Source organism: Streptomyces sp. NPDC088766, assembly GCF_044750845.1.
In the GTDB taxonomy this organism is placed as follows: domain Bacteria; phylum Actinomycetota; class Actinomycetes; order Streptomycetales; family Streptomycetaceae; genus Streptomyces.
Window position 1 is genome coordinate 204,740 of the sequence record NZ_JBIVKQ010000004.1, and the last position, 25,052, is coordinate 229,791.

The window sequence follows — 25,052 nt, forward strand, 5'->3', positions numbered from 1 at the left end:
CTCGAACCGGTGAGGTGGAGCAACGGTCAGGAGCCGTCGGGCTCTTGACGTTCGGTGAACTGCTCGTCGACCGTGAGCTACTTCTCGAGCTCGGTGGCGAGGTTGGCGAGGATCGCGTCGTAGATCCGGCCGAGGCCCTTGGGGGCGAAGGTCCGCTCGAAGAAGCCGCCGATGCCGCCCGCACCGGTCCAGGTGGTGGTCACGACGACGCGGGACCTGCCCTCCCCGGCCGGGGTGACCCGCCAGACGGTGACCATGGAGGAGTTGCGGTCCTTCTCGACCAGCTCGCCGTCGGTGGGCTCGGTGACCTCCAGGAGACAGTCGCGGACGCGCTTGCTGGTGGCCTGGAGCTTCCAGTGGACGAGGGTGCCCTCTCCGTCGCCGCCCTCGCGCACCTCGTACTCGCTGAACTGCTCCGGCAGCAGCTTCGCGCGCGTGCCGCTGTAGTCGGCGATCGCGTCGAACACCGTGTCCGGGGCCGCCGCGACGACCCGCTCGGTGGTGGCCTCGACCTGCGCCATGGGGTTCCTCCAGGTCCTTGTTGCTCGGTGGTTCCTCGGATCGGGGCAAGCCAACCACCCCGGTCCCCGGCCGCCCAAATCGGGGTTGCGCAAGCGGTCGCGGGCCGGTCGGAAAACACCCTCGCACGATCATGGGAACAAGTGTTCTATTGTGAGTCCAGTGCTACCGAGGAGACGTCATGCGCCGGGAGAACCTCACCGCGGAACCCCGCCACGACCGGCCGGCGGACGCCGCGCTGTTCGGCGCGGACGCGGTCACCACCAGGACGTTCGACAGCCCGGAGTTCGCCGGGATCACGTTCCACGAGATCCGGGCCCGCACGATCCTCAACCGGGTGCCGGGCGCCTCCCGGATGCCGTTCGAGTGGACGGTGAACCCCTACCGGGGCTGCACGCACGCGTGCGTGTACTGCTTCGCCCGCAGGACGCACGGCTACCTCGACCTGGACACCGGCGTCGGCTTCGACACCCAGATCGTGGTGAAGGTGAACGCGCCGGAACTGCTGCGCCGCCAGCTGGCCTCGCCGCGCTGGCACGGCGAGCACGTCGCGATGGGCACCGACGTGGACTGCTACCAGCGCGCCGAGGACCGCTACCGGCTGATGCCGGGCATCCTCACCGCCCTGCGCGACCGGGCGAACCCCTTCTCGATCCTGACCAAGGGCACCCTGATCCTGCGCGACCTCGACCTGCTGAAGCAGTCCTGCGAGGTGACCGACGTCGGCATCTCCGTGTCGGTCGGCTTCACCGACACGGAGCTGTGGCGCACCGTCGAGCCGGGCGCCCCGGCCCCGCAGCGGCGCCTGGACGTGGTCCGGACGCTGACGGCGCACGGCATCGGCTGCGGGGTGCTGATGGCGCCGGTGATCCCCTTCCTCGGCGACCGGCCGGACCAACTGCGGGCCACCGTGAGGTCGATCGCGGCGGCCGGGGCCACCTCCGTCACCCCGCTGGTGCTGCACCTGCGGCCCGGCGCCCGCGAGTGGTTCATGACCTGGCTCGGACAGCACCACCCGCATCTGGTGCGCCGCTTCGAGCGGCTGTACGCGGACGGCGCCTACGCGCCGAAGTGGTACCAGCGCCGGATCACCCGTCAGGTCCACGACCTGGCCGAGGAGTACGGGATCGGCCCCACGCGCGCGGGAACGCCCCGCCGGATCCGGCCGCCCGGGCCGGCGGCTGAGCCCGGCGCGGCCGGACCGGCCCGGCTCAGCCTGCTCTGAGCGCGTTCGTGGGCAACCGGCGGCCCAATCGGGTCAAGTATCGGCAGAACAGGTTCTTCCGGGCGCCGATTCCGGGACGATGCGCCGAGGACCGTGATCCACGCGGTCCGTCGACCTCCGTCCTGGGAGGACCCCATGAGGAAACGCGCAGCAGCACTGTGCGGTGCGGCCGCCGTCGTGGCCGGGGCGTTGACCGCCGTGCCCGCCGGCGCGAGCCCGTCGCCCGCCGCACAGGCCGCGCCGACGGCCGGACTCTCCTGGAAGAAGTGCGGCACCACCGACCATCCGACGCTCCAGTGCGCGTCCCTGGCCGTGCCGCTCGACCACGCCGACCCGGGCGGGAAGCAGATCACGCTCGCGCTGTCCCGGGTGCCGCACACCGCCAAGGCGTACCAGGGGCCGCTGCTCGTCAACCCGGGCGGGCCCGGCGGCAGCGGACTGACGCTCGCCGGATTCGTCGCGTCGTCGCTGCCGAAGAAGGTGGCCGCGCAGTACGACGTCATCGGCTTCGACCCGCGCGGGGTGGGCCGGAGCACCCCGGCCCTGAACTGCCGGCCGGGCCACTTCGCCCCGGTCCGCCCGGACTCCGTCCCGTCCACCGGTGAGATCGAGCGCGCCAACCTCGCGCGGGTGAAGGCCTTCGCCGAGGACTGCGGGAAGAAGTACGCGCATGTGCTGCCGTACCTCGACACCCTGAGCGCGGTCCGGGACATGGACGCGATCCGCCGGGCCGTCGGCGCGCCGGAACTGAACTACTTCGGTTACTCGTACGGCACCTACCTCGGCGCGGTCTACGCCAAGCTGTACCCGGAGCGGGTGCGGCGCCTGGTGCTCGACTCGATCGTCGACCCCACCGGCGTCTGGTACGACAACAACCTGACGCAGAACCAGGCCTTCAACGACCGCCACCGCGCCCTGATGGCGTGGATCGCGCGGCACGACGCCACCTACCGGCTCGGCACCGACCCGGAACGCGTCGAGGCGAAGTGGTACGCCATGCGGGCCGCGCTGGCGAAGGAACCGGCGGGCGGCAAGGTGGGGGCCGCCGAGCTGGAGGACACCTTCATGCCGGGCGGGTACTACAACGGCTACTGGCCCTACCTGGCCGACGCGTTCGCCGCGTACGTCAACGACCGCGACGACGATCCGCTGATCGAGACGTACGAGAACTTCGGCGCCGTCGACGCCGCCGGGGGCAACGGCTACAGCGTCTACACGGCGGTGCAGTGCCGCGACGCCCACTGGCCGCGCGACTGGGACGAGTGGCGCTCCGACAACTGGTCGGCCTACCGGAAGGCGCCGTTCATGACCTGGAGCAACGCCTGGTACAACGCGCCGTGCGCGTTCTGGCCGACCCGCTCGCGAGGGCCGGTCGACGTCGCGAACGGCCGGCTGTCGCCGGCACTGCTGTTCCAGGCGACGGACGACGCGGCCACCCCGTACCAGGGGGGCGCGATGATGCACGCCCTGCTCGGCGGATCCAGCCTCGTCGTCGAGGAGGGCGGCGGCAACCACGGCATCACGCTGAGCGGGAACACCTGCCTGGACAAGCATCTGGCGGCCTACCTGGGCGACGGCACGGTGCCGCGCGGGACCGGTCGGGCCGACGCGGTGTGCGAGGCGCTGCCCGACCCGAAGCCGCTGAGCGCGAAGGTCGGCTCGGGTACGGCGCACGGTACGACGCTGCACGGGCTGCTCGGCTTCCGCGGCTGACGCAGCGTCGGCCGCGACCCCGTCGGGGGCGTTGTCACATCCGTGGTCCACCATGGACGCATGAGTGAGCTGACCAGGATTCCCGCCCCCGACGGCGTCGCCGCCGCCGCCCAGTACACGCACGTCGTGCTGGGCACGGGCCGTTTCGTGGCCGTCTCGGGCCAGCTGCCCCTGGACGAGCGGGGCCGGACGGTCGGCGAGGGCGATCCGCGGGCCCAGGCCCGCCAGGTCTTCGAGAACCTGCGGCGCTGTCTGGCCGCCGCCGGGGCGGGCTTCGACGACGTCGTCAAACTCACCTACTTCGTCACCGACATGGCGCACATGCCGGCGATCCGCGAGGCCCGCGCCGCGTACATACCCGACGACCGGCTGCCGGCCGCCTCGGCCGTGCAGGTGGCCGCGCTGGTCCGGCCGGAGTTCCTGATGGAGATCGAGGCGTTCGCGGTGGTCGGCGCATGACGGCCCTCCGGGTGCGCGAGATGACCCTCGGCGACTGCGACCGCGTCTCGGAGATCCGCGTCAGCGGCTGGCGGAGCGCCTACCGGGGCCTGATGCCGCAGTCCCACCTCGACGCCCTCAGCGTGACCGAGGACGCCGAGCGGCGCCGCGGCTGGTTCACGAGCGGCGACGGCAGCGTGGTGAACCTGGTCGCGGAGCGGGCCGGCGAAGTGGTGGGCTGGGCCGCGCACGGCGCCTACCGCGAGGGTGAAGTGCGCACCGAAGACGCCGAGTTGTACGCGATCTACGTCGACCCGGCCCGCGTCGGCGGCGGCATCGGAGGGGCGCTCCTGGCCGAGTCGGTACGGCGGAGCACGGCCGCCGGCCACCACCGCATGCACCTCTGGGTACTCAGGGACAACACCCCGGCCCGCCGCTTCTACGAACGCGCGGGCTTTCGGGCGGACGGCACGGAGGAACCCTTCGAGGTGGCAGGCACGTGGGTACCGGAGGTCCGCTACACCCGGTCCTTGACGGCCTGACGGCCTGACGGCCTGACGGCCCGGCAGCCCCAGCGGTCCCCTCCCGTCCTGTCGGTCCGGTGAGCCGCGGGACAGCCTCCGCGAGCCCGCGGCCGAGGCCCTGGCGCCCGGCCGACGCGACGCTCCGGCCCGGCGCCCCGTCCCGCCCCGCCCCTCCGCTCACCGCTGCCGGGGGATGCGGGCCAGCGCGCGTACCGCCGCCTCCGCGAGGACAGGGTGGGCGAGGGCGTCGTCGAGTACGGGGCGGGCGCGGTCGTCGCCCAGGTCGCCGAGGCCGTCCACGCACGCGAGGGCGACCCGCCGGTACGGGTCGTGCGGGCGCAGCCGCCGCCGCAGCGTGGTGATCAGCGCGGGCACCGCCTCGGGTGCGCGCAGCTCCACCAGGAGCCGGACGGGGTGCAGGGCGTAGGCGACGCGCAGTTCGTTGGTCGCGAGGGCGGCCGCCGCCCTGGCGGTGCGCGGGTCGCCCAGGCGGGCCAGGGCGTGGGCGGCGCAGGCGCAGCGGGGCGGGTCGCGGTGGTTGAGGAAGAGGACGAGGGCCTCGAAGGCGCGCCGGTCCCCGGCCAGCCCGAGGCGGAACGCGGCCAGTTCCCTTGCCCACAGGGGCTGTCCGGCGGCGGTGAGCACCTCCGCGAGCGCGTCGTGGTCCCCGGTCGCCGCCAACTCCTCGAAGGCGGCGGTCCCTCCCGACTCCTGCCGTAAGCGCTCCGTGAGCGCTCGCAACTCTTCGTCCATGGAGCCGAGCCTAGAGCGGTGGCACCGGCGTCGGGACGTACATCACAAACACGGGGGCTGGCGCGCTCGTTACCCACCGGTTAAGCTCATACGAGCGAGTTACCCACTCGCACCCCCGTTCGTGACGGCCTGGTGACGCAGCCGCCGCGACGGAGTCGGTTCGGTACCCCAGGTACCGCTTCGCCCGGCCACGGGACAGGGCCGGTCGTCATCACCGTTCCCCGGACGTGTGCACGTCCGCTGTGACGGCCCCGGGCGTGTGCGCTCGCAGCCCGGCAACACCCGCACCGAGCACTCCTCTTCACGCACCCCCGGTGCGTCCGGCCCGCCCTTCGGGGCCGCCGGGCGCACCCGGGGCCGCTTCCAGTCGTCACCCTCATTCCTGGAGTCCCGCCATGGCCACTCCCCTGTCCCCCGCCCCCCTCTCCGACCTGCGGACGATCGCCGTCGTCGGTCTCGGCACCATGGGCACCGGCATCGCCGAGGTCCTGGCCAAGGCCGGCCGCACCGTGATCGGCATCGACGTCAGCGAGGCCCAGGCCGCGCGGTCGTTCGCCGCCCTGGAGGCCGCCACCGCCCGCGCCGTGGAGCGCGGCCGGCTCACCGGTCGGGAGCGCACCGACGCCCTCGCCCGGATCCGTACCTCCACCGACCTCGCGGCGGCGGCCGACGCCGACCTGGTCATCGAGGTGGCGCCGGAGTCGTACGAGATCAAGCAGCAGATCTTCCGGGAGCTGGACGGGATCGTGCGGCCCGAGGCGATCCTGGCGACCGGCACCAACGCGCTGTCCGTCACCCGGCTCGCCGCCGACTCGGCGCGCCCCGAGCGGGTGCTCGGCCTGCACTTCTTCAACCCGGCGCCGGCGATGAAGCTGGTCGAGGTCGTCTCCTCGGTGCTGACCGCCCCCGCCGCCGTCGCCGCGGTCACCGACCTCGCCCTCGACCTGGGCAAGGAGCCGGTGGCGGTCGGGGACCGCCCCGGTTTCGTCGCGGACGGGCTGCTGTTCGGCTACCTCAACCAGGCCGCCGCGATGTACGAGGCGAAGTACGCCTCCCGTGAGGACATCGACGCCGCGATGCGGCTCGGCTGCGGTCTGCCGATGGGCCCGCTCGCGCTGCTCGACCTGATCGGCGTCGACACCGCGCGGACGGTCCTGGAGGCCATGTACGCCGAGTCCCACGACCGGCTGCACGCCCCCGCGCCGATCCTCAAGCAGCTCGGCGAGGCGGGCCTGACCGGCCGCAAGTCGGGCCGCGGCTTCTACACCTACGACGCCCCCGGCAGCGCGACGGTCGTGCCGGACGCGCTGACGCCCGCCGGCGGCGCGTCCGGCACCCCCGGCCGTCCGGTGCGCACCGTCGGCGTCGCCGGCTCGGGCACGATGGCCTCCGGCATCGCCGAGGTGTTCGCGAAGGCGGGCTACGACGTCGTCCTGGCCGCCCGCAGCGAGGAGAAGGCGCAGACGGCCAGGGCCCGGATCGGCAAGTCCCTCGCGCGTTCCGTGGACAAGGGCCGGCTCACCGCCGAGGCCGCTGCGCAGACGCTGGAGCGGATCACCCCGGCAGGCTCCTACGACGCCTTCGCCGACGTCGACCTGGCCGTCGAGGCGGTCGCCGAGGACCTGGACGTCAAGCGGCAGCTGTTCGCGGCACTGGACAAGGTGTGCAGGCCGGGCGCGGTGCTGGCCACGACCACCTCCTCGCTGCCGGTCGTCGCGCTGGCCCGCGCCACCTCGCGTCCGCAGGACGTGATCGGCATGCACTTCTTCAACCCGGCGCCCGCGATGAAGCTGGTCGAGGTCGTCCGCACGGTGCTGACGGCCGAGGACGTCCACGCAACGGTCCACGAGGTCTGCGGCAGGGTGAGGAAGCACGCCGTGGACTGCGGCGACCGGGCGGGCTTCATCGTGAACGCCCTGCTGTTCCCGTACCTCAACAACGCGATCAAGATGGTGCAGGAGCACTACGCGTCGCTCGACGACATCGACGCGGCGATGAAGCTGGGCGGCGGCTATCCGATGGGCCCCTTCGAGCTGCTGGACGTCGTCGGACTGGACGTCTCGCTGGCGATCGAGAAGGTCCTGCACCGTGAGTTCCGCGACCCGGGGCTGGCCCCGGCGCCGCTCCTGGAGCACCTGGTGGCCGCGGGCTGCCTCGGCCGCAAGACGGGCCGTGGCTTCCGCGAACATGCCCGCCGCTGACGGCGTCGGCGACCGGTTCGGGGCCGGTGAGGACTGGGGCGGGCTGCTCGGACCGGCGGCCCCTCCCCCGCCCGCGTGGGGCGGGGGAGGCCCCGGACACGCGCACCGAGCTGCGCACATGCAGTACGTTCAGGGCATGCCCCAGCCCGCCAAGTCCTCACGTACACCAGCCACGCCCGACGCGCCGGAGAGTGCCGCCGGCTCCCGCGCGGCGGCCCAGCGGCTCAAGATGCGCCGCGAACTGGCGGCTGCCGCGATGGAGCTGTTCGCGACCAAGGGGTACGAGGCCACCACCGTCGACGAGATCGCGGCCGCGGCCGGGGTCGCCCGCCGGACCTTCTTCCGTCACTTCCGCTCCAAGGAAGAGGCGATCTTCCCCGATCACGACGACACCCTGATCCGTGCCGAGGCGGTGCTGAACGCGGCTCCCGCGCACGAGCACCCGCTCGACACGGTGTGCCGCGGCATCAAGGAAGTGATGAGGATGTACGCGGCCCGGCCGGAGATCTCGGTCGCCCGCTACAAGCTGACCCGTGAGGTGCCCACCCTGCGCGAGGCGGAGATCGCGTCGGTGGCGCGCTACGAGCGTCTCTTCACCCGTTACCTGCTGGGTCACTTCGACGAGCACGCCCACGACGACGACGCCAACGACGACCCGCTGCTGGCCGAGGTCGCCGCCTCCGCGGTGGTCACCGCCCACAACCACGTCCTGCGGCGCTGGCTGCGGGCCGGCGGCCAGGGCGACGTCGAGGCCCAGCTCGACCACGCCTTCGGGATCGTGCGGAAGACGTTCGGCACCGGTATCGGCGCCGGACGCAGCACCGCCGGGGCGCGTCCGGCCGCCGCGGCGGTCTCCGAGCAGGGCGAGGTCCTGGTGACGGTCGCCCGCACCGACGCCCCGCTGCACGAGGTGATGCGGACCATCGAGCAGGCCCTCAAGGAGCGCTGAACCGCCCCGCGCGAGCCCATGACGCTGTGACGACGGCCACCCCACCGGGTGGCCGTTTTGGCATGTCAGAGCCCCTTTTCACGTGGATTTCCGAGCCCGTTCGATCGATCATCGCTCATTTGTTACGTAAAGATTTCATCTGAGGCGAAGTTCTGGCACTCAGTGCCTTGCAGGGTGACACGCGGTGTCATACGTTGAAGGTGTCCGGGCGGCCGGCGTGCAGAGACCTTTCGTACGTCGGCTGTCCCCGCAAGCCCTCCCCCAGCGCCCCACCGGCCGGGGGGACCCCCGGCTCGCGCGCCCGGACGCCTGCGTCACAGGCAACCTCCCGCGCCACAAAGCGCCGCCGCACAGCACCACCCGCCGAACCGACGGCACACCCCTACCCACCCTCAGCAGCACCGACGCAACCATCGGCGCCCCTCCCTCAGGGCGCTCACCGCCGGAGGCAACACCGTGACCGTGAAGGACATCCTGGACGCGATCCAGTCGCCGGACTCGACCCCCGACGACTTCGCCGCTCTGCCGCTCCCCGAGTCGTACCGCGCGATCACCGTGCACAAGGACGAGACGGAGATGTTCGCGGGGCTCGCCACCCGCGACAAGGACCCCCGGAAGTCGATCCACCTGGACGACGTGCCGGTGCCGGAACTCGGCCCGGGCGAGGCCTTGGTGGCCGTGATGGCCTCCTCGGTCAACTACAACTCCGTGTGGACGTCGATCTTCGAACCGCTGTCGACGTTCGGCTTCCTGGAGCGCTACGGCCGGCTCAGCGAGCTGACCAAGCGCCACGACCTGCCGTACCACATCATCGGCTCCGACCTCGCGGGCGTCGTCCTGCGCACCGGCCCCGGCGTCAACTCCTGGAAGCCCGGTGACGAGGTCGTCGCGCACTGCCTGTCGGTCGAGCTGGAGTCCTCGGACGGCCACAACGACACGATGCTCGACCCCGAGCAGCGCATCTGGGGCTTCGAGACCAACTTCGGCGGCCTCGCCGAGATCGCGCTGGTCAAGTCCAACCAGCTGATGCCCAAGCCGGACCACCTCAGCTGGGAGGAGGCCGCCGCCCCGGGCCTGGTCAACTCCACCGCCTACCGGCAGCTCGTCTCGCGCAACGGCGCCGGGATGAAGCAGGGCGACAACGTCCTGATCTGGGGCGCCAGCGGCGGACTCGGCTCCTACGCCACGCAGTTCGCGCTGGCCGGCGGCGCCAACCCGATCTGTGTCGTCTCCTCGCCGCAGAAGGCGGACATCTGCCGGGCGATGGGCGCCGAGGCGATCATCGACCGCAACGCCGAGGACTACAGGTTCTGGAAGGACGAGCACACCCAGGACCCGAAGGAGTGGAAGCGCTTCGGCAAGCGCATCCGCGAACTCACCGGCGGCGAGGACATCGACATCGTCTTCGAGCACCCGGGCCGCGAGACCTTCGGCGCGAGCGTCTACGTCACCCGCAAGGGCGGCACCATCACCACCTGCGCCTCGACCTCGGGCTACATGCACGAGTACGACAACCGCTACCTGTGGATGTCGCTGAAGCGGATCATCGGCTCGCACTTCGCGAACTACCGCGAGGCCTGGGAGGCCAACCGCCTCATCGCCAAGGGCAAGATCCACCCGACCCTGTCGAAGGTCTACTCCCTGGAGGAGACCGGCCAGGCCGCCCACGACGTGCACCGCAACCTCCACCAGGGCAAGGTCGGCGTGCTGTGCCTGGCCCCCGAGGAGGGCCTGGGTGTGCGCGACGAGGAGAAGCGCGCCCGGCACATCGACGCCATCAACCGCTTCCGCAACATCTGAGGGGCGTCGTATGAGCGAGCGTCAGAAGGACCGGCCGTGGTTGATGCGGACCTACGCCGGCCACTCCACGGCAGAGGCGTCCAACGAGCTGTACCGGCGCAACCTCGCCAAGGGCCAGACGGGCCTGTCGGTGGCGTTCGACCTGCCGACGCAGACCGGCTACGACTCCGACCACGTCCTCGCCCGCGGCGAGGTCGGCCGGGTCGGCGTGCCGGTGGCCCACCTCGGTGACATGCGCCGGCTGTTCCAGGACATCCCCCTGGAGCAGATGAACACCTCGATGACCATCAACGCCACCGCCATGTGGCTGCTGGCGCTCTACCAGGTCGTCGCCGAGGAGCAGGGTGCGGACATCACCCGGCTCCAGGGCACGACCCAGAACGACATCGTCAAGGAGTACCTGTCCCGCGGCACGCACGTGTTCCCGCCGGAGCCGAGCCTGCGCCTGACGACCGACATGATCGCGTACACGGTCTCCCACCTGCCGAAGTGGAACCCGATCAACATCTGCAGCTACCACCTGCAGGAGGCGGGCGCCACGCCGGTCCAGGAGATCGCGTACGCGATGTCGACGGCGATCGCCGTGCTGGACGCGGTCCGCGACAGCGGCCAGGTGCCGCAGGAGCGCATGGGCGACGTCGTCGGCCGCATCTCCTTCTTCGTCAACGCGGGCGTCCGCTTCGTCGAGGAGATGTGCAAGATGCGCGCCTTCGGCCGCATCTGGGACCGCATCACGCGCGAGCGGTACGGCATCGAGGACCCCAAGCACCGCCGCTTCCGCTACGGCGTCCAGGTCAACTCGCTCGGACTGACCGAGGCGCAGCCGGAGAACAACGTCCAGCGGATCGTGCTGGAGATGCTGGCCGTGACCCTGTCCAAGGACGCACGCGCGCGTGCCGTGCAGCTTCCGGCCTGGAACGAGGCCCTGGGCCTGCCCCGCCCCTGGGACCAGCAGTGGTCGCTGCGCATGCAGCAGGTGCTGGCCTACGAGAGCGACCTGCTGGAGTACGACGACATCTTCGAGGGCTCGAAGGTGATCGAGGCGAAGGTGGGCGAGCTGGTCGAGGAGTCGCTCACGGAGATCGAGCGGATCCAGGAGATGGGCGGCGCGATGGCCGCCGTCGAGTCCGGCTACCTCAAGTCGCAGCTGGTGTCCTCGCACGCCGAGCGCAGGGGCCGCATCGAGTCGGGCCAGGAGAAGATCGTCGGCGTCAACGTCTTCCAGGCGACGGAGCCCAACCCGCTCACCGCGGATCTCGGCACGGCCGTCCAGACGGTCGATCCGGCGGTCGAGGCCCGGGTCGTCGCCTCCCTCCGGAACTGGCGCGACACGCGCTACCAGCCGCCCTTCAACCACCCGCGCCCCTGCAAGGCGCTGGAGAAGCTGAAGGAGGCCGCCAAGGGCACCGCCAACCTCATGGAGGCCACCCTGGAGTGCGCCCGCGCCGGGGTCACGACCGGTGAGTGGGCCGGGGCGCTGCGCGAGGTGTTCGGCGAGTTCCGTGCCCCGACCGGTGTGTCGTCGGCGCCGGTGGCGGTGCCGGCCGAAGAGGGCTCGGCCATGGCCGACGTCCGCCGCAGGGTCGACGTGACCGCGAAGGACATGGGCGTCGGCAAGCTGCGCTTCCTGGTCGGCAAGCCGGGCCTGGACGGGCACTCCAACGGCGCCGAGCAGATCGCCGTACGCGCGCGTGACGCCGGCTTCGAGGTGGTCTACCAGGGCATCCGGCTGACGCCCGAGCAGATCGTGGACGCGGCCGTCGCCGAGGACGTGCACGCGGTCGGCCTGTCGATCCTGTCCGGATCGCACGCCCAGCTGGTGCCCGACGTCCTCGAACGGCTGCGTGTGGCCGGTGCCACAGACATCCCGGTGATCGCCGGTGGCATCATCCCGAATGGAGATGCCGAACAGCTCAGGGCTGCCGGCGTGGCCGCGGTCTTCACCCCGAAGGACTTCGACATCACCGGAATCATCGGCCGCATCGTCGACGAGATCCGGAAAGCGAACAAGCTCGACCCCCTGGAGGTCCCCGCATGACCCCCCACCCGTCACCCACCACCGCCCTTCCGGCGGGCGGCTCCGCCGCGCGCACTTTCAACCGTCTGCGTCCCCGCCGCTCGTGCCTCGCGGTTCCGGGCAGCAATCCCCGCTTCCTGGAGAAGGCGCAGGGCCTCCCGGCGGACCAGGTCTTCCTCGACCTGGAGGACGCGTGCGCGCCGCTCGCCAAGCCCGAGGCGCGGCACACCATCGTCAAGTTCCTCAACGAGGGCGACTGGACGGGGAAGACGAGGGTCGTGCGCGTCAACGACTGGACGACCGAGTGGACGTACCGCGACGTCGTCACGGTCGTCGAGGGCGCGGGTCCGAACCTCGACTGCATCATGCTGCCGAAGGTGCAGAACGCCCAGCAGGTCGTCGCCCTCGACCTGCTGCTGACCCAGATCGAGAAGACGATGGGCTTCGAGGCCGGCCGCATCGGCATCGAGGCGCAGATCGAGAACGCCCAGGGCCTCAACAACGTCAACGAGATCGCGCAGGCCTCCCCGCGCATCGAGACGATCATCTTCGGCCCCGCCGACTTCATGGCGTCGATCAACATGAAGTCGCTGGTCGTGGGCGAGCAGCCGCCCGGCTACCCGGCGGACGCCTACCACTACATCCTGATGAAGATCCTGATGGCCGCCCGCGCCAACGACCTCCAGGCCATCGACGGCCCCTACCTCCAGATCCGCAACGTCGACGGCTACCGCGAGGTCGCACGGCGCGCCGCCGCGCTCGGCTTCGACGGCAAGTGGGTGCTGCACCCGGGTCAGGTCGAGGCGTCCAACGAGATCTTCTCGCCGTCCCAGGAGGACTACGACCACGCCGAGCTGATCCTGGACGCGTACGACTACTACACGTCCGAGGCGGGCGGCAGGAAGGGCTCGGCGATGCTCGGCGACGAGATGATCGACGAGGCCAGCCGCAAGATGGCCCTGGTCGTCTCCGGCAAGGGGCGCGCGGCGGGCATGCAGCGCACCAGCAAGTTCGAGATCCCCACCGACTAGAAGGGCGCTGAGCGCGATGCAGTTCGGACGCACCTACGAGGAGTTCGAGGTCGGGGCGACGTACAAGCACTGGCCGGGAAAGACGGTCACCGAGTACGACGACCACCTGTTCTGCCTCCTCACCATGAACCACCACCCGCTCCACATGGACGCGAACTATGCGGAGAGGACGACGGACTTCGGCAGGAACGTCGTCGTCGGGAACTACATCTACTCCCTGCTGCTCGGCATGTCCGTGCCGGACGTCTCCGGCAAGGCGATCGCCAACCTGGAGATCGAGTCGCTGAGGCACGTGGCGCCGACCTTCCACGGCGACACGGTCTACGGCGAGACGACCGTGCTCGACAAGTGGCCGTCGAAGTCGAAGAACGACCGCGGGATCGTGCACGTCGAGACCAAGGGCTACAAGCAGGACGGCACGCTCGTGTGCGTGTTCCGCCGCAAGGTGATGGTGCCGACCGAGACGTACATCAAGGAGCGCGGCGGCGAGCAGCCCGGCCGCCCCCGGCTCGAGGAGCAGGAGAAGTAGCCATGGCGCGACTCGCCCAGACCGCCGGTCTGACCGACATCCAGCAGGAGATCCTCTCCACCGTCCGCGACTTCGTGGACAAGGAGATCATCCCGGTCGCGACCGAGCTGGAGCACCGCGACGAGTACCCGCAGGCCATCGTCGACGGCCTCAAGGAGCTGGGCCTGTTCGGCCTGATGATCCCCGAGGAGTACGGCGGCCTCGGCGAGTCGCTCCTGACGTACGCCCTGTGCGTCGAGGAGATCGCCCGCGGCTGGATGTCGGTCTCCGGCATCATCAACACGCACTTCATCGTGGCGTACATGCTCAAGCAGCACGGCACGCAGGAGCAGAAGGACCACTTCCTGCCGCGCATGGCGGCCGGCGACGTCCGGGGCGCCTTCTCCATGTCGGAGCCGGCCCTCGGCTCGGACGTGTCCGCCATCTCCTCCAAGGCGGTGAAGGACGGTGACGAGTACGTCCTCAACGGCCAGAAGATGTGGCTGACGAACGGCGGCACGTCGTCCCTCGTGGCCGTCCTGGTGCGAAGTGACGAAGGACACCCCGAGGGCACGGCGCCCCACAAGTCGATGACCACCTTCCTGATCGAGAAGGAGCCCGGCTTCGGCGAGGTCCGCCCCGGCCTCACCATCCCGGGCAAGATCGACAAGATGGGCTACAAGGGCGTCGACACCACCGAGCTGATCATGGACGGCCTGCGCGTTCCCGCGAACCGGGTGCTCGGCGGGGTCACCGGCCGCGGTTTTTACCAAATGATGGACGGCGTGGAGGTCGGCCGCGTCAACGTCGCCGCGCGTGGCTGCGGCGTCGCCCGGCGTGCCTTCGAACTGGGTGTGGGCTACGCCCAGCAGCGGCACACCTTCGGCAAGGCGATCGCCCAGCACCAGGCCATTCAGTTCAAGCTGGCCGAGATGGCTACCAAGGTCGAGGCCGCCCATGCCATGATGGTGAACGCCGCACGCAAAAAGGACTCCGGAGAACGAAACGACCTCGAGGCAGGGATGGCGAAGTATCTCGCCTCCGAGTACTGCAAGGAGGTCGTGGAGGACGCCTTCCGGATCCACGGCGGCTACGGCTTCTCCAAGGAGTACGAGATCGAGCGCCTCTACCGGGAGGCCCCGATGCTGCTCATCGGTGAAGGTACGGCCGAGATCCAGAAGATGATCATCGGGCGCAGGCTGCTCGAAGAGTATCGATTCCAGGGCTAGATGTCCGGTTGGGGGTGTTTTCTTCGAGAAGAAGATCACACCCCGTCAACCACCTCACGCCGTCGACTCGGCTTCCTGGCTTACCCAGTTACGGCCCCGAACCGCTACGATCGCGGGAAAGCCGCCGTCCCCCTGTCGAAGCGCGGCATCATTCGCTACGAAGGTCATCCATGCCCCACAGCCAAACCTCTGCACCTCGCGACAGCCTGGCCGGCGTACGCCTTGCGCGCGGAGCATCGCCGTGGCTCCTCCCGACCGTCGCCACCGCCGCCGTCAGCCTGGTCCGCGCCCGCCGCTCGGGTGTCGCCAAGGCCGTCGCCGTGCCCGCCACCGCTCTCGCGGCGGGCATGCTGTGGTTCTTCCGCGACCCCGAGCGCGAGATCGCGTCCGGCAGGGTCATCTCCCCCGCCGACGGTGTGGTGCAGAGCATCATGCCGTGGAAGGACGGACGGACCCGGGTCGCGATCTTCATGAGCCCGCTCAACGTCCACGTCAACCGCGCCCCGCTGGCCGGCACGGTGACGTCGGTCGAGCACATCCCGGGCGGGTTCGTGCCGGCCTTCAACAAGGAGAGCGAGAACAACGAGCGCGTCGTCTGGCACTTCGACACCGAGCTCGGTGACATCGAGATGATCCAGATCGCCGGAGCCGTCGCCCGCCGCATCGTCCCCTACATCCCCGAGGGCACGAAGGTCGAGCAGGGCGAGCGGATCGGCCTGATCCGCTTCGGCTCCCGCGTCGACATCTACCTGCCCGAGGGCGTGGACGTCGCGGTCGAGGTGGGCCAGAAGACCATGGCGGGGGTGACTCGCATTGACCGTGATTGACCCAGAGACCCAGGCGGGCTGGGTGCCCGAGGCCGACGAGGCGGACGAAGAGGAGGAGATGCCCCTCTCCCTCCGCCTGTCGATAGCCGACACCCTCACCCTCGGCAACGCCACGTGCGGATTCATGGCGGTGTACTTCACCACCACCGGCATCCTCATCCCGCACCTCACCGACAGCCAGGAATCCGGCATGGCGCGCAACAGCGCGGCCACGGCGGTCATCCTGATGCTGTGCGCGGCGGTCTTCGACCTGTTCGACGGCCTGGTCGCGCGCAAGCTGCGCTCGTCGCCGATGGGCGCGGAGCTGGACAACCTCTCCGACCTGATCAGCTTCGGCCTGGCACCGGCGTACTTCGTCCTCGTCTACGGCATGGTGGCGGACGACGCCTACCAGCGGGTCGCCGCGGTCGGGGCGATCGTCGTCCTGCTGGCGGTGGTGCTCAGACTCGCGCGCTTCTCCTGCGTGACACCGACGAACGGCATGTTCCAGGGAATGCCGTCACCGTTCGGAGCGCTGACGGTCGTCTCGATCGTGCTGCTTGAGCTGCCCTTCGTGGCGACGCTCCTCGCCATTCTGGGCACCGCCTGGCTGATGGTGAGCCGGGTGGAGTACCCGAAGCCGCGGGGCCGCCTGGCCGGCGCGATGCTCGGCTGGATCGTGCTGTCGATGGGTCTGCTGACCGCCTGGGCCTTCGACGCCCCCGGTGGCCAGCTGCTTCTCCAGACGGGTTGCGCGCTCCAGCTGGTCATGGGCGCGGTCATCCCGCTGTTCGCCACGGCCCGCCGGGTGAACAACTTCCGCGGCAACCGGCGCGAGGCGCGGGCGGCACAGCTGCCGTAGTCCTCATCCCCCGCCAACGGGTGTGGCCCGGACCCTCGAGGTCCGGGCCACACCCGTTTCGCGTGCCGGGGCGCGCGCCACGCCCCGGACCCGTCCGGTCTCACCACCTCGTGGCAGATCGGTCGGGCCAGGTCGAGTCAGGTCGGGTCGGGTCGGGTCGAGTCAGGTCGGGTCGGGTCAGGTCAGGAAGTCCCGGCCGATCCGCTCGGCGACCCGCTCCAGGATCGGGCCGGCCTCCGCGATGCACCTGGCGACGTCCGGCTCGGCGTCCGTCAGCGGATAGGCCCGCCGGATGCCGGCCCGGCCCAGAACCTCGGGCGGCAGCGCCAGGCGGCCGCACACCGCGACGACCTCCTTGCCGGCCGCGCGGGCCGCCGCGGCGACCCCGGCGGGCGCCTTGCCGTGCAGGGTCTGCTCGTCGAGGGACCCCTCGCCGGTGATCACCAGCTCGGCCCGCTCCAGCGCCGGCGCGAAACCCAGCACGTCGAGCATGACCTCGATGCCGGCCCGGAACCGGGCGCCGAGCAGCAGGGCGCCGTACCCGATGCCGCCCGCGGCGCCCGCCCCCGGCGCGGCGGCGTACTCGGCGGCGCGCGGCCCGACCGAGGTCTCCAGCACCTCGGCGTAGTGCGCGAGCGCCGCGTCCAGCGCCGCCACGTCGTCCGGCGAGGCGCCCTTCTGCGGGCCGTAGACCGCCGGGGCGCCCTTCGGACCGGTCAGCGGATTGTCGACGTCGCTGGCCAGGACGAGTTCCACGGAGGCGAGGCGCGGGTCGAGGCCGGAGAGGTCCGCGCTCGCCAAGTCCGCGAGGCCGCCGCCGCCCGGTGGGACGGGCTCGCCGTCCGCGGTCAGGAAGCGGGCGCCCAGCGCGGACAGCATGCCCGCGCCGCCGTCCGTGGTGGCGCTGCCGCCGACCCCGAACACGATCGTGCGCACCCCCGCGTCCAGCGCGGCCCGCAGCAGCTCGCCCGAGCCGTACGTGGAGGCCGTCAGCGGGGCGAACACACCGGCCGGCAGCCGTTGCAGTCCGCTCGCCTCGGCCATCTCCACCACGGCGGTGTCGCCGCGCAGCGCGAACGCGGCGGTGACCTCCTGCCCGAGGGGACCCGCGACCCGTACCTCCCGGCGTTCGAACCCGGCCGCGACCGCGGCGGCGACCGTGCCGTCGCCGCCGTCGGCGACCGGCAGGGCCTCGACCTCGACCTCCGGCAGGGCCCGGCGCAGTCCGGCCGTCACCCGCTCGGCGACCTCCACGGCCGTCAGCGAGCCCTTGAACTTGTCCGCGGCCACGAGCACCCTGCGAGTGCCCCGCGCTCCAGCGTCCGCCACTTCCATCCCCTTGCTCTCCCGGGCCCACGCGCATCGGGGCCAGTCGCGCCGCTGCGACCTTAACCGGCGGGCGCCCCCGCCGTCATGCCCTGTCCGGGCCGTGAACGGCCACGACGCCACCGCCCGCGGCCGCCGGCCCCCTCCGGGCCGGGCAGGACGGGCAGCGCGCGGGGACGCGGCAGGCCGCGGGATCGGGTAGACCGGAAGCATGACCGCTGTGGGCAACGAGCCCGGACTCGCCGACCGCGTCCTCGGGGGCTGGCTGGGCCGCATCGCCGGGAACATGCTGGGCAAGCCGGTCGAGCAGGGCGACCTGTGGACGCGCGAGCGCATCGACCGCTACCTGCGGCGGGCGGACGCCCTGCCGCTCACCGACTACCTGCCCGAACCGGCCCCCGGCCACGACGGGCCGCCGCTGCGCCCCGAGTGGCGCCGGTGCGTCCGCGGCCGCGTCCACGGCAGCTGCCGCGACGACGACGTCGACTACGCCGTCCTGGGCCTGGACCTCCTGGAGACCCACGGCTTCGGCTTCAGCACCGAGCAGGTCGGCGATCTGTGGCTGCTGCGGCTGCCGTACCTCCAGACGTTCACCGCGGAGCGCGCGGCCTACCGCAATCTCGCGAACGGACTGAAGCCGCCGCTGACGGCGACGTACGACAACCCGTACCAGGAATGGATCGGCGCCCTGATCCGCGCCGACATCCACGGGTGGACCAGCCCGGGTCTGCCCCGCCGCGCCGCCGCGTTGGCCCGCCGGGACGCGGTGCTGTCGCACACCGGCAACGGGGTCTACGGCGCGATGTGGGCGGCGGCGCTGGTGTCGGCCGCGTTCACCGCGCCGTCGGTGCGGCACGCCGTGGACGAGGCGCTGGCGGTGATCCCGGCGAGCAGCCGCCTCGCCCGGACCGTGCGCCGGGTCACCTCCCTCCACGGCACCGGCCTGAGCTGGGAGGACACCCTCAGCACGGTGGCGGAGGAGACGGCGGGCCTGGGCTGGATCCACACGGTCCCGAACGCCGCCGTCCTCACCGCCGGGCTGCTGTACGGCGACGGGGACTTCACCCGCACCATCGCCCTCACCGTGCGCGGCGGCCTGGACACCGACTCGAACGGGGCGACGGCCGGGTCCGTGGCCGGGGTGCTGACCGGGGCGGCCGCGATCCCCGCCCAGTGGACGGAGCCGCTGGAGGACACCGTGCGCAGTGCCGTGTTCGGCTTCGACGGGGTGCGGATCAGCGAGCTCGCGGGGCGCACACTGCGGCTGGTGGGGACGGACATCCCGTGACCGAGCCGGTCGCCCGCCTCCGCGCGCGGCACCGGTCGGCGCCGGGCGCTGGATACCCTTCGGGGGTGACCACCACTGACTACGCCGCGTACATCGCCTCGCTGCCCCGCGTCCTGGCCGGCGCCGCCACGCTCTTCCGGGACGCGCGGGGGCGGGTGCTGCTGGTCGAGCCCAACTACCGCGCCGGGTGGGTGCTTCCGGGCGGCACGATCGAGTCCGGCGACGGCGAGACCCCGCGCCAGGGCGCGCGCCGCGAGACGCTGGAGGAGATCGGCCTCGACCGCGAACCGGGACGGCTGCTCGCCGTGGACTGGGTGCAGGGCCGGGACCGGCCACCGCTGGTGGCGTACGTGTACGACGGCGGAGTCCTCGACGAGGAGGACCTCAAGGCGATCCGCCTCCAGGAGGAGGAGCTGCTGTCCTGGCGGCTGGTACCGCGCGAGGAGATCACCGACCACCTCCTGGGCACGCTCGGCCACCGGGTGCTGGCCGCGCTGGACGTCCTGGCCGACGGCTCGGGGACGGCGGAGCTGGAGAACGGCCACCGGGTGGCGTGACGGGCGGGCCCGCGGGTGCCGCGGGGTGCCCCGGGTGCCTCTCGGGGAGTGCCCGGGTACTCGTGGGGGCCTCGGCCCGCCAGGTCACGCGGCTTGCCGTCCACCGCGCGCAGCGCCCCGTCGCGCGCAGCGCCCCGTCGCGGGTGGCGGTCCGCGCCCCGGTGCGGTGACCGCGCTCGAGGTGGTCGCGCACCACGAGTTCGACGGCGTCACGGGGGGCTCCCCGCACCGGTGAGCACCATGACCTCGACGACGAGATCGGCGGGGAGGGAGATGTCGGCCGTGGCCACGGCCGGACGGTGGCACCGGACGAGGCCGCCCGATATCCGTTCGCGGGCCCCGGATCCCCCGTCCTACCCTCGGCACCATGACCAAGCCCCTCGTCGCCCTCCTCAGCGGCGCCGGTATCTCCACGGACTCGGGAATCCCCGACTACCGCGGCCCCGACGGGCTGTGGCGACGGGATCCGCAGGCGGAGAAACTGGTCACCTACGAGCACTACATGGGCGATCCCGACGTCCGGCGGCGGTCCTGGCGGATGCGGCGGGAGAACCGGATGCTGCGGGCCGAACCCAACACCGCCCACCGCGCGGTCGTCGAGCTGGAGCGCTCCGGGGTGCCGGTGCGGGTGATCACCCAGAACGTGGACGGCCTGCACCAGCTCGCCGGGCTGCCCGCCCGCAAGGTCCTCGAACTGCACGGCAGCGCACGCAGTTACGTGTGTACCAGGTGCCATGTGCGCGGGCCGATGAAGGACGCCCTGGCCCGTGTGGAGGCGGGCGAGGACGATCCGCCGTGCCTGGAGTGCGGCGGCATCCTGAAGCCGGCGACCGTGATGTTCGGCCAGCGTCTCGACCCGGTGGTGCTGGGCGAGGCCCTCGCCGTCACCAAGGCCTGCCAGGTCTTCGTCGCCGTCGGTACCAGCCTCCTGGTGCACCCCGCGGCGGGTCTGGCCGGGGTCGCCGTCGACCACGGTGCCCGGCTGGTCGTCGTCAACGGTGAGCCGACCCCGTACGACGAGATCGCCGACGAGGTGATCCGCGAGCCCATCGGCACCGCCCTGCCCGAGGTGCTGCGCGAACTGGCCGTCGGGGACGGCTCCTGAAAGGCCTGCACCGGCCGACGGTGACGCCCCGGCGGCCGGTGCAGGCCGTCGGGGCGTCGGGGCGTCGGGGCGTCGGGGCGTCGGGGCGTCGGAGTGGGCCGTACGTGCGGGCCGGTTTCCTGTTGTACCTGTACGGCTTGTACCCGTACGGCCTAGCCGGCGCCGAAGGTGACGACCAGTCGGCCGTCCGGGGCGTAGGACCAGTGCAGGGCCCCGGAGTAGGAGGAGCAGCGGGAGCCGTTCGTGCCGGACCAGAACTGGTTGGTGCTGTCGGCGCTGCCGATGATCCGGTCGTTGGTGCCGCTGCCGCTGCGGCAGGAGGTGTTGTTGCGGAACACCGAGGTGCCGGCGTCGAAGTTGAAGTTGCGCTGGGCGTTGTCGATGCTGATGTTGTCCGACACCGTCATGGAGCCGGGGTTGCTGTTGTAGGTGAAGCCGTGCTTGCCGTTGTGGTAGGCGATGCTGCGCCGGACGACGTGGTCGACCGCGATGTCCTCGCCGCCGAGCTTGTATCCGTTGCGGTCGCCGTTGCCGGCCTGGGAGCCGTCGCTGAGGGTGCCGTTGTCGTAGGCGAGGGAGTCCTCGATGGTCACCGGGCCGATCGGGCCGGTGTCCGACTTGGTGTAGAGGTCCCAGCCGTCGTCGATGTTGTTGTGGGACACGGCGTAGCGGAAGACGTTTCCGGGACCGGTGGTGAGCTTGGCGGCGAAGCCGTCGGCGTCCTCACCGTCGGAGTCGGCGTTGTCGTGCGACTCCGCGCTCAGGATGAGGTTGTTCGACGGCCACTGGCTGCTGGGGGTGCTGGACAGCATCCGGGAGAGCTGCAGGCCCGTGTCGCGGTTGAAGCGGGTCACCGTGCGCTCGATGACGTTGTTGCTGCCGCCGACGAAGATGCCGTTGTCCCCGGCGCGTTCGACGACGATCCCCTTGATGTGCCAGTACGACCCGTTGACGGCGAGGCCGCGGTTGGCGGGGTCCTCGGTCTGGGCGGAGAAGTTCAGGACCGGCGTCTCACCGGGGTAGGCGAGGAGTTCCGTGCGGTCGGCGGCGGTGCCGTTGTTGCCCGCCGGGATGGTGACCGTCTGGGCCTGGCGGTACGTTCCGCCGCGCAGGTAGATGGTGCCGCCGGGGGTGATGCGGCTGATCGCCGAGGTGAGCGTGGTGGGCGCCGCCTGGGTGCCGGCGGCGCTGTCGGTGCCGTTCGGCGCCACGTAGAGGGCGCTCGCCGAGGGTGGCGGGGTGGTGGTGCCGACCTCGGCGTCGAGGTGGTCGATGTTGGGGAGTCCGGCGGCCGTGGTGGGGCTGAGCCGGATGATGTTGCTGCCCGAAGTCACCGGCACCGACAGTGTCTTCGTCGTCCATGTGCCCCATGCGCCGGTGCTCTCGAAGGAGACCGTGGTGGCCGACGAGCCGTTCACCGTGAGGGTGGCGGGCCGGGCGGTGGTGGTCCCGTTGGCGAAGCGGACGCCCAGTGTCGCCGTGCCGGCGGCGGAGGCGTTCACGGTGAACTGCGCCGACGCGCCGACCGCGTTGGTGGCGTTGCAGAATCCGCTGCCGGAGTAGCCGGCCCAGTCGGAGTCGATGGTGCCGGTGCAGACCGCCGGCGAGGTCTCTGCCTCGTAGCGGGTGGACGCTGCCTGCGCCGTGTTGCCGGACAACGCGACGAGTGTGCCGGCCAGCAGGCCGACGCACGCGATGACGGGTCTCCGTTGCATCGTTCTCTCCAGGTGGTTGCGGCTCTACCGACGAGGGTTCGCTGACCCCTTTGCCCTGCGGCGGGCCCGGTGCGACCATACGGCTGGTTCGACGGGGTGAACACGGCGGACGACCGGACTCGGCGCACAGGCGATGAAAGCGCTTACACCTGGAAAGTAAGCGCTTGCCATGAGCGCGTCAATGGCCGTGCATGTGATTGTTGTTCAGACTCATGAACATGAATGATGGTGGGTCGGCTCGTGGGATCCGACCGGAGCCGTGCAGCGGGTGCTACCGCGGGAACGGCTGGAACAGCGCCGCCACATCCCTTCCGCTCTCGAAGTCCAGCAGCCGCCGCTTGCGTTCCAGGCCGCCGCCGTAACCGGTGAGGCTGCCGTTCGCGCCGACGACACGGTGGCAGGGGACGATGATGCCGATCGGGTTCCGGCCGTTGGCGAGTCCCACGGCGCGGGAGGCGGTCGGCCGGCCGAGGACCTCGGCCAGCTCACCGTAGGTGCGGGTCTCGCCGTAGGGGATCTGCCGCAGCCCCTCCCAGACCGTGCGCTGGAACGGTGTGCCGTGCAGCCGCAGCGGGAGCGCGAAATCCTTCAGCTCGCCCGCGAAATAAGCCTCCAGCTGTTCCTCGGCAGCGCCGAAGACGGTGTCGTCGCGGGAGCCGAAGCTCTCCTGCACCGGGCGGTGGCGCTGCTCGGTCATGTAGAGGCCGCACAGGACGCCGTCGTCGGCGACGAGCGTGAGAGGTCCGTACGGGCTGTCGATGACGGTGTGTTGCTTCATGATGCGTCCCTTCGTGAACACGCTCAGGCCGGCAGCTGGTTGACCGGGTGGCTGCCGGTCGCCCACAGGTACTGGACGGCGTACGCCCGCCAGGGGCGCCACGCCGCCGCGCGGGCGGTCAGCGCCGCCGGCGTGGACGGCAGGCCCAACTCCTCGGCCGCGCGCCGGATTCCGAGATCGGTGGGGAGGAAGGCGTCGGGGTCGCCGAGCGCGCGCATCGCGATGACGTCGACCGTCCAGGGGCCGAAACCGGGCAGCGACAGCAGTCGGGCACGGGCCTGGGACCAGTCGGACTCCGCTCCCAGGCGCAGCCTGCCGTCGGCGAGCTGGGCGACGAGGGTGGTGAACGTCGTACGGCGGGTGCGGGGCATCGCCAGGGACGCGGGGTCGAGGGCGGCGAGCGCCTCGGGCGTCGGGAAGAGGTGGGTGAGGCCGCCCTCCGGGTCGTCGACGGCGTCCCCGTGCGCGGTGACCAGACGGGCCGCGTGGGTGCGGGCCGCCGCCGTGGACACCTGCTGGCCGAGGACCGCGCGCACGGCGAGCTCCGCCTCGTCCACGGTGCGCGGGACGCGGCGGCCCGGCGCCTTGTCCACCAGCGGGGCGAGCAGCGGGTCGGTCCGCAACTGCCCGTCGACGGCGACGGGGTCGGCGTCCAGGTCGAGCAACCGCCGGCAGCGGCTGATGGCGACGGTGAGATCCCGCAGGTCGCTGAGGGTGAGCCGGCAGGTGATGTGGTCGGGGCGCGGGGTGAGCCCGACGATCCCGTGCCCGTACGGCAGCCGCAGTGTGCGCCGGTACGCCCCGTCCCGCCACTCCTCGACGCCCGGCACGGCGGTCGCCGCGAGGTGCCCGAAGAGGTTGTCGGGGTGGAGGGGGGCGCGGAACGGCAGGCGGAGCTGGAGGGTGGCGGGGGCGGTGGGTGTCGCGGACGTTCCGGCGGGCGGCGTGCCCGGCGTCGGCAGGTTCAGGGACGTCGGGGGCTGGGCCGTCGAGGGCCGGGACGTCGGGGTGGGGGGTGTCGGGGTGCGGAGGGCCGCCGTGGTGGCGGCGTTCCGCTTCGGGACGCGGGCGCGCAGCTCGGTCGGGGAGAGGGCGAAGACCTCGCGCACGGTGTCGTTGAACGCGCGGACGGAGGCGAAGCCCGCCGCGAACGCCACGTCGGCCATGGGCATTTCGGTGGACTCGACGAGCAACCGGGCGGTCTGGGCCCGCTGGGCGCGGGCCAGCGCGAGGGGGCCCGCGCCGAGTTCCGCGAGGAGCTGGCGCTCGACCTGGCGGGTGCTGTAGCCGAGGCGGCCGGCGAGGCCGGGCACCCCCTCGCGGTCGACCACACCGTCGGCGATCAGCCGCATGGCGCGGGCCACGAGGTCGGCGCGGCGGTTCCACTCCGGGGAGCCGGGGCTGGTGTCGGGCCGGCAGCGCTTGCAGGCCCGGAACCCGGCCTGCTGACAGGCCGCGGCGCTCGCGTGGAAAACCATGTTCTCCGGTTTCGGCGCCACCACCGGGCAGCTCGGCCGGCAGTAGATGCCGGTGGTCAGGACCGCTGTGAAGAACCAGCCGTCGAACCGCGCGTCCTTGGACTGCACGGCGCGCACACAGCGCTCCCGGTCGGTGTACATCCCGTTCAGCATGCGTCCAGCATCGGCCACCGGGCCTGTCGCATGCTGGCGGGAATCCGACATCAGCCTCGCGTGTGCTGCGCCCTCGC

Annotated in this window: 22 protein-coding genes; 16 read left to right on the forward strand and 6 right to left on the reverse strand. The window is 71.7% G+C overall.

All coding sequences use genetic code 11. The features are described 5' to 3' along the window. Window positions 1-77 precede the first annotated feature (77 nt). Window positions 78-521: an SRPBCC family protein gene (locus ACIP5W_RS08120; RefSeq protein ID WP_401468465.1), complete on the reverse strand. Its 444-nt coding sequence runs from the start codon at window positions 519-521 to the stop codon at window positions 78-80. 179 nt (window positions 522-700) lie between these two features. Here ACIP5W_RS08120 and ACIP5W_RS08125 point away from each other — a divergent pair, with 179 nt between their 5' ends. The 4 genes from ACIP5W_RS08125 to ACIP5W_RS08140 all read left to right on the forward strand — a co-directional run bounded on the left by ACIP5W_RS08125 (window position 701) and on the right by ACIP5W_RS08140 (window position 4,437). Then, window positions 701-1,744 (forward strand): Rv2578c family radical SAM protein, encoded by a 1,044-nt coding sequence (locus ACIP5W_RS08125; RefSeq protein WP_401468468.1) that lies wholly within the window; start codon window positions 701-703, stop codon window positions 1,742-1,744. Window positions 1,745-1,879: 135 nt separating this feature from the next. After that, complete coding sequence (locus tag ACIP5W_RS08130) at window positions 1,880-3,457, forward strand: alpha/beta hydrolase (RefSeq protein ID WP_401468471.1); 1,578 nt, start codon at window positions 1,880-1,882, stop codon at window positions 3,455-3,457. 60 nt (window positions 3,458-3,517) lie between these two features. Next, a complete protein-coding gene (locus tag ACIP5W_RS08135; protein ID WP_401468474.1) occupies window positions 3,518-3,916 on the forward strand; it encodes a RidA family protein in 399 nt (132 codons plus the stop codon). Then, complete coding sequence (locus tag ACIP5W_RS08140) at window positions 3,913-4,437, forward strand: GNAT family N-acetyltransferase (RefSeq protein WP_401468477.1); 525 nt, start codon at window positions 3,913-3,915, stop codon at window positions 4,435-4,437. Before ACIP5W_RS08135 ends, ACIP5W_RS08140 begins: the two co-directional genes overlap by 4 nt. A gap of 159 nt (window positions 4,438-4,596) precedes the next feature. On the opposite strand, the gene ACIP5W_RS08145 is transcribed toward ACIP5W_RS08140, so the two are convergent. Continuing rightward, window positions 4,597-5,172: an adenylosuccinate lyase gene (locus tag ACIP5W_RS08145; protein ID WP_401468480.1), complete on the reverse strand. Its 576-nt coding sequence runs from the start codon at window positions 5,170-5,172 to the stop codon at window positions 4,597-4,599. 395 nt (window positions 5,173-5,567) lie between these two features. Here ACIP5W_RS08145 and ACIP5W_RS08150 point away from each other — a divergent pair, with 395 nt between their 5' ends. From ACIP5W_RS08150 to pssA, 9 genes are all read left to right on the forward strand, one after another. Then, entirely contained in the window at window positions 5,568-7,373 is a 1,806-nt protein-coding gene (locus ACIP5W_RS08150; RefSeq protein WP_401468483.1) for a 3-hydroxyacyl-CoA dehydrogenase family protein, read from the forward strand. 136 nt (window positions 7,374-7,509) lie between these two features. Then, window positions 7,510-8,322, forward strand: coding sequence for a TetR family transcriptional regulator (locus ACIP5W_RS08155; RefSeq protein ID WP_398095697.1), 813 nt, complete (start codon window positions 7,510-7,512; stop codon window positions 8,320-8,322). A gap of 462 nt (window positions 8,323-8,784) precedes the next feature. Continuing rightward, window positions 8,785-10,122: a crotonyl-CoA carboxylase/reductase gene (ccrA, locus tag ACIP5W_RS08160; RefSeq protein ID WP_401468988.1), complete on the forward strand. Its 1,338-nt coding sequence runs from the start codon at window positions 8,785-8,787 to the stop codon at window positions 10,120-10,122. Between the two features lie 10 nt (window positions 10,123-10,132). After that, window positions 10,133-12,160: a protein meaA gene (locus ACIP5W_RS08165; protein WP_401468486.1), complete on the forward strand. Its 2,028-nt coding sequence runs from the start codon at window positions 10,133-10,135 to the stop codon at window positions 12,158-12,160. Further along, a complete protein-coding gene (locus ACIP5W_RS08170) occupies window positions 12,157-13,170 on the forward strand; it encodes an HpcH/HpaI aldolase/citrate lyase family protein (RefSeq protein ID WP_401468489.1) in 1,014 nt (337 codons plus the stop codon). Before ACIP5W_RS08165 ends, ACIP5W_RS08170 begins: the two co-directional genes overlap by 4 nt. A 16-nt stretch (window positions 13,171-13,186) precedes the next feature. Continuing rightward, the gene (locus ACIP5W_RS08175; protein WP_401468492.1) at window positions 13,187-13,699 is read left to right on the forward strand and encodes a MaoC family dehydratase; all 513 of its coding nucleotides are present in this window, start codon (window positions 13,187-13,189) and stop codon (window positions 13,697-13,699) included. 2 nt (window positions 13,700-13,701) lie between these two features. Next, window positions 13,702-14,907, forward strand: a complete 1,206-nt coding sequence (locus ACIP5W_RS08180) for an acyl-CoA dehydrogenase family protein (protein ID WP_401468495.1) — start codon at window positions 13,702-13,704, stop codon at window positions 14,905-14,907. 170 nt (window positions 14,908-15,077) lie between these two features. Further along, window positions 15,078-15,734, forward strand: a complete 657-nt coding sequence (locus ACIP5W_RS08185; RefSeq protein ID WP_401468498.1) for a phosphatidylserine decarboxylase — start codon at window positions 15,078-15,080, stop codon at window positions 15,732-15,734. Further along, the gene (pssA, locus tag ACIP5W_RS08190) at window positions 15,721-16,575 is read left to right on the forward strand and encodes a CDP-diacylglycerol--serine O-phosphatidyltransferase (protein ID WP_401468501.1); all 855 of its coding nucleotides are present in this window, start codon (window positions 15,721-15,723) and stop codon (window positions 16,573-16,575) included. The genes ACIP5W_RS08185 and pssA overlap by 14 nt, the downstream gene beginning before the upstream one ends. 177 nt (window positions 16,576-16,752) lie before the next feature. Here the strand turns inward: pssA and ACIP5W_RS08195 are convergent, their stop codons facing one another. Continuing rightward, window positions 16,753-17,871, reverse strand: coding sequence for a glycerate kinase (locus ACIP5W_RS08195; RefSeq protein ID WP_401468991.1), 1,119 nt, complete (start codon window positions 17,869-17,871; stop codon window positions 16,753-16,755). Between the two features lie 241 nt (window positions 17,872-18,112). On the opposite strand from ACIP5W_RS08195, the gene ACIP5W_RS08200 reads away from it, so the two are divergent. The 3 genes from ACIP5W_RS08200 to ACIP5W_RS08210 all read left to right on the forward strand — a co-directional run bounded on the left by ACIP5W_RS08200 (window position 18,113) and on the right by ACIP5W_RS08210 (window position 20,851). Beyond that, window positions 18,113-19,189, forward strand: a complete 1,077-nt coding sequence (locus ACIP5W_RS08200) for an ADP-ribosylglycohydrolase family protein (RefSeq protein WP_401468504.1) — start codon at window positions 18,113-18,115, stop codon at window positions 19,187-19,189. 65 nt (window positions 19,190-19,254) lie between these two features. After that, a complete protein-coding gene (locus tag ACIP5W_RS08205; protein WP_401468507.1) occupies window positions 19,255-19,746 on the forward strand; it encodes an NUDIX domain-containing protein in 492 nt (163 codons plus the stop codon). A gap of 367 nt (window positions 19,747-20,113) precedes the next feature. After that, window positions 20,114-20,851, forward strand: coding sequence for an SIR2 family NAD-dependent protein deacylase (locus ACIP5W_RS08210; protein WP_401468510.1), 738 nt, complete (start codon window positions 20,114-20,116; stop codon window positions 20,849-20,851). Window positions 20,852-21,003: 152 nt separating this feature from the next. On the opposite strand, the gene ACIP5W_RS08215 is transcribed toward ACIP5W_RS08210, so the two are convergent. The 3 genes from ACIP5W_RS08215 to ACIP5W_RS08225 all read right to left on the reverse strand — a co-directional run bounded on the left by ACIP5W_RS08215 (window position 21,004) and on the right by ACIP5W_RS08225 (window position 24,963). Then, the gene (locus ACIP5W_RS08215) at window positions 21,004-22,566 is read right to left on the reverse strand and encodes a right-handed parallel beta-helix repeat-containing protein (protein WP_401468513.1); all 1,563 of its coding nucleotides are present in this window, start codon (window positions 22,564-22,566) and stop codon (window positions 21,004-21,006) included. Between the two features lie 271 nt (window positions 22,567-22,837). Further along, entirely contained in the window at window positions 22,838-23,344 is a 507-nt protein-coding gene (locus tag ACIP5W_RS08220) for a methylated-DNA--[protein]-cysteine S-methyltransferase (RefSeq protein WP_401468516.1), read from the reverse strand. A gap of 23 nt (window positions 23,345-23,367) precedes the next feature. Next, window positions 23,368-24,963 (reverse strand): AlkA N-terminal domain-containing protein, encoded by a 1,596-nt coding sequence (locus tag ACIP5W_RS08225; protein WP_401468994.1) that lies wholly within the window; start codon window positions 24,961-24,963, stop codon window positions 23,368-23,370. Window positions 24,964-25,052 lie beyond the last annotated feature (89 nt).

Excerpts from the sequence above, each read along its gene's own strand:
- ACIP5W_RS08200 (WP_401468504.1), top strand. The coding sequence starts at position 18,113 with ATGACCGCTGTGGGCAACGAGCCCGGACTCGCCGACCGCGTCCTCGGG.
- ACIP5W_RS08155 (WP_398095697.1), top strand. The coding sequence starts at position 7,510 with ATGCCCCAGCCCGCCAAGTCCTCACGTACACCAGCCACGCCCGACGCG.
- ACIP5W_RS08210 (WP_401468510.1), top strand. The coding sequence starts at position 20,114 with ATGACCAAGCCCCTCGTCGCCCTCCTCAGCGGCGCCGGTATCTCCACG.
- ACIP5W_RS08215 (WP_401468513.1), bottom strand. The coding sequence starts at position 22,566 with ATGCAACGGAGACCCGTCATCGCGTGCGTCGGCCTGCTGGCCGGCACA.
- ACIP5W_RS08140 (WP_401468477.1), top strand. The coding sequence starts at position 3,913 with ATGACGGCCCTCCGGGTGCGCGAGATGACCCTCGGCGACTGCGACCGC.
- ACIP5W_RS08165 (WP_401468486.1), top strand. The coding sequence starts at position 10,133 with ATGAGCGAGCGTCAGAAGGACCGGCCGTGGTTGATGCGGACCTACGCC.
- ACIP5W_RS08170 (WP_401468489.1), top strand. The coding sequence starts at position 12,157 with ATGACCCCCCACCCGTCACCCACCACCGCCCTTCCGGCGGGCGGCTCC.
- ACIP5W_RS08135 (WP_401468474.1), top strand. The coding sequence starts at position 3,518 with ATGAGTGAGCTGACCAGGATTCCCGCCCCCGACGGCGTCGCCGCCGCC.
- ACIP5W_RS08185 (WP_401468498.1), top strand. The coding sequence starts at position 15,078 with ATGCCCCACAGCCAAACCTCTGCACCTCGCGACAGCCTGGCCGGCGTA.
- ACIP5W_RS08150 (WP_401468483.1), top strand. The coding sequence starts at position 5,568 with ATGGCCACTCCCCTGTCCCCCGCCCCCCTCTCCGACCTGCGGACGATC.
- ACIP5W_RS08130 (WP_401468471.1), top strand. The coding sequence starts at position 1,880 with ATGAGGAAACGCGCAGCAGCACTGTGCGGTGCGGCCGCCGTCGTGGCC.
- ACIP5W_RS08120 (WP_401468465.1), bottom strand. The coding sequence starts at position 521 with ATGGCGCAGGTCGAGGCCACCACCGAGCGGGTCGTCGCGGCGGCCCCG.
- ACIP5W_RS08145 (WP_401468480.1), bottom strand. The coding sequence starts at position 5,172 with ATGGACGAAGAGTTGCGAGCGCTCACGGAGCGCTTACGGCAGGAGTCG.
- ACIP5W_RS08220 (WP_401468516.1), bottom strand. The coding sequence starts at position 23,344 with ATGAAGCAACACACCGTCATCGACAGCCCGTACGGACCTCTCACGCTC.
- ACIP5W_RS08175 (WP_401468492.1), top strand. The coding sequence starts at position 13,187 with ATGCAGTTCGGACGCACCTACGAGGAGTTCGAGGTCGGGGCGACGTAC.
- ACIP5W_RS08225 (WP_401468994.1), bottom strand. The coding sequence starts at position 24,963 with ATGTACACCGACCGGGAGCGCTGTGTGCGCGCCGTGCAGTCCAAGGAC.
- ACIP5W_RS08125 (WP_401468468.1), top strand. The coding sequence starts at position 701 with ATGCGCCGGGAGAACCTCACCGCGGAACCCCGCCACGACCGGCCGGCG.
- ACIP5W_RS08180 (WP_401468495.1), top strand. The coding sequence starts at position 13,702 with ATGGCGCGACTCGCCCAGACCGCCGGTCTGACCGACATCCAGCAGGAG.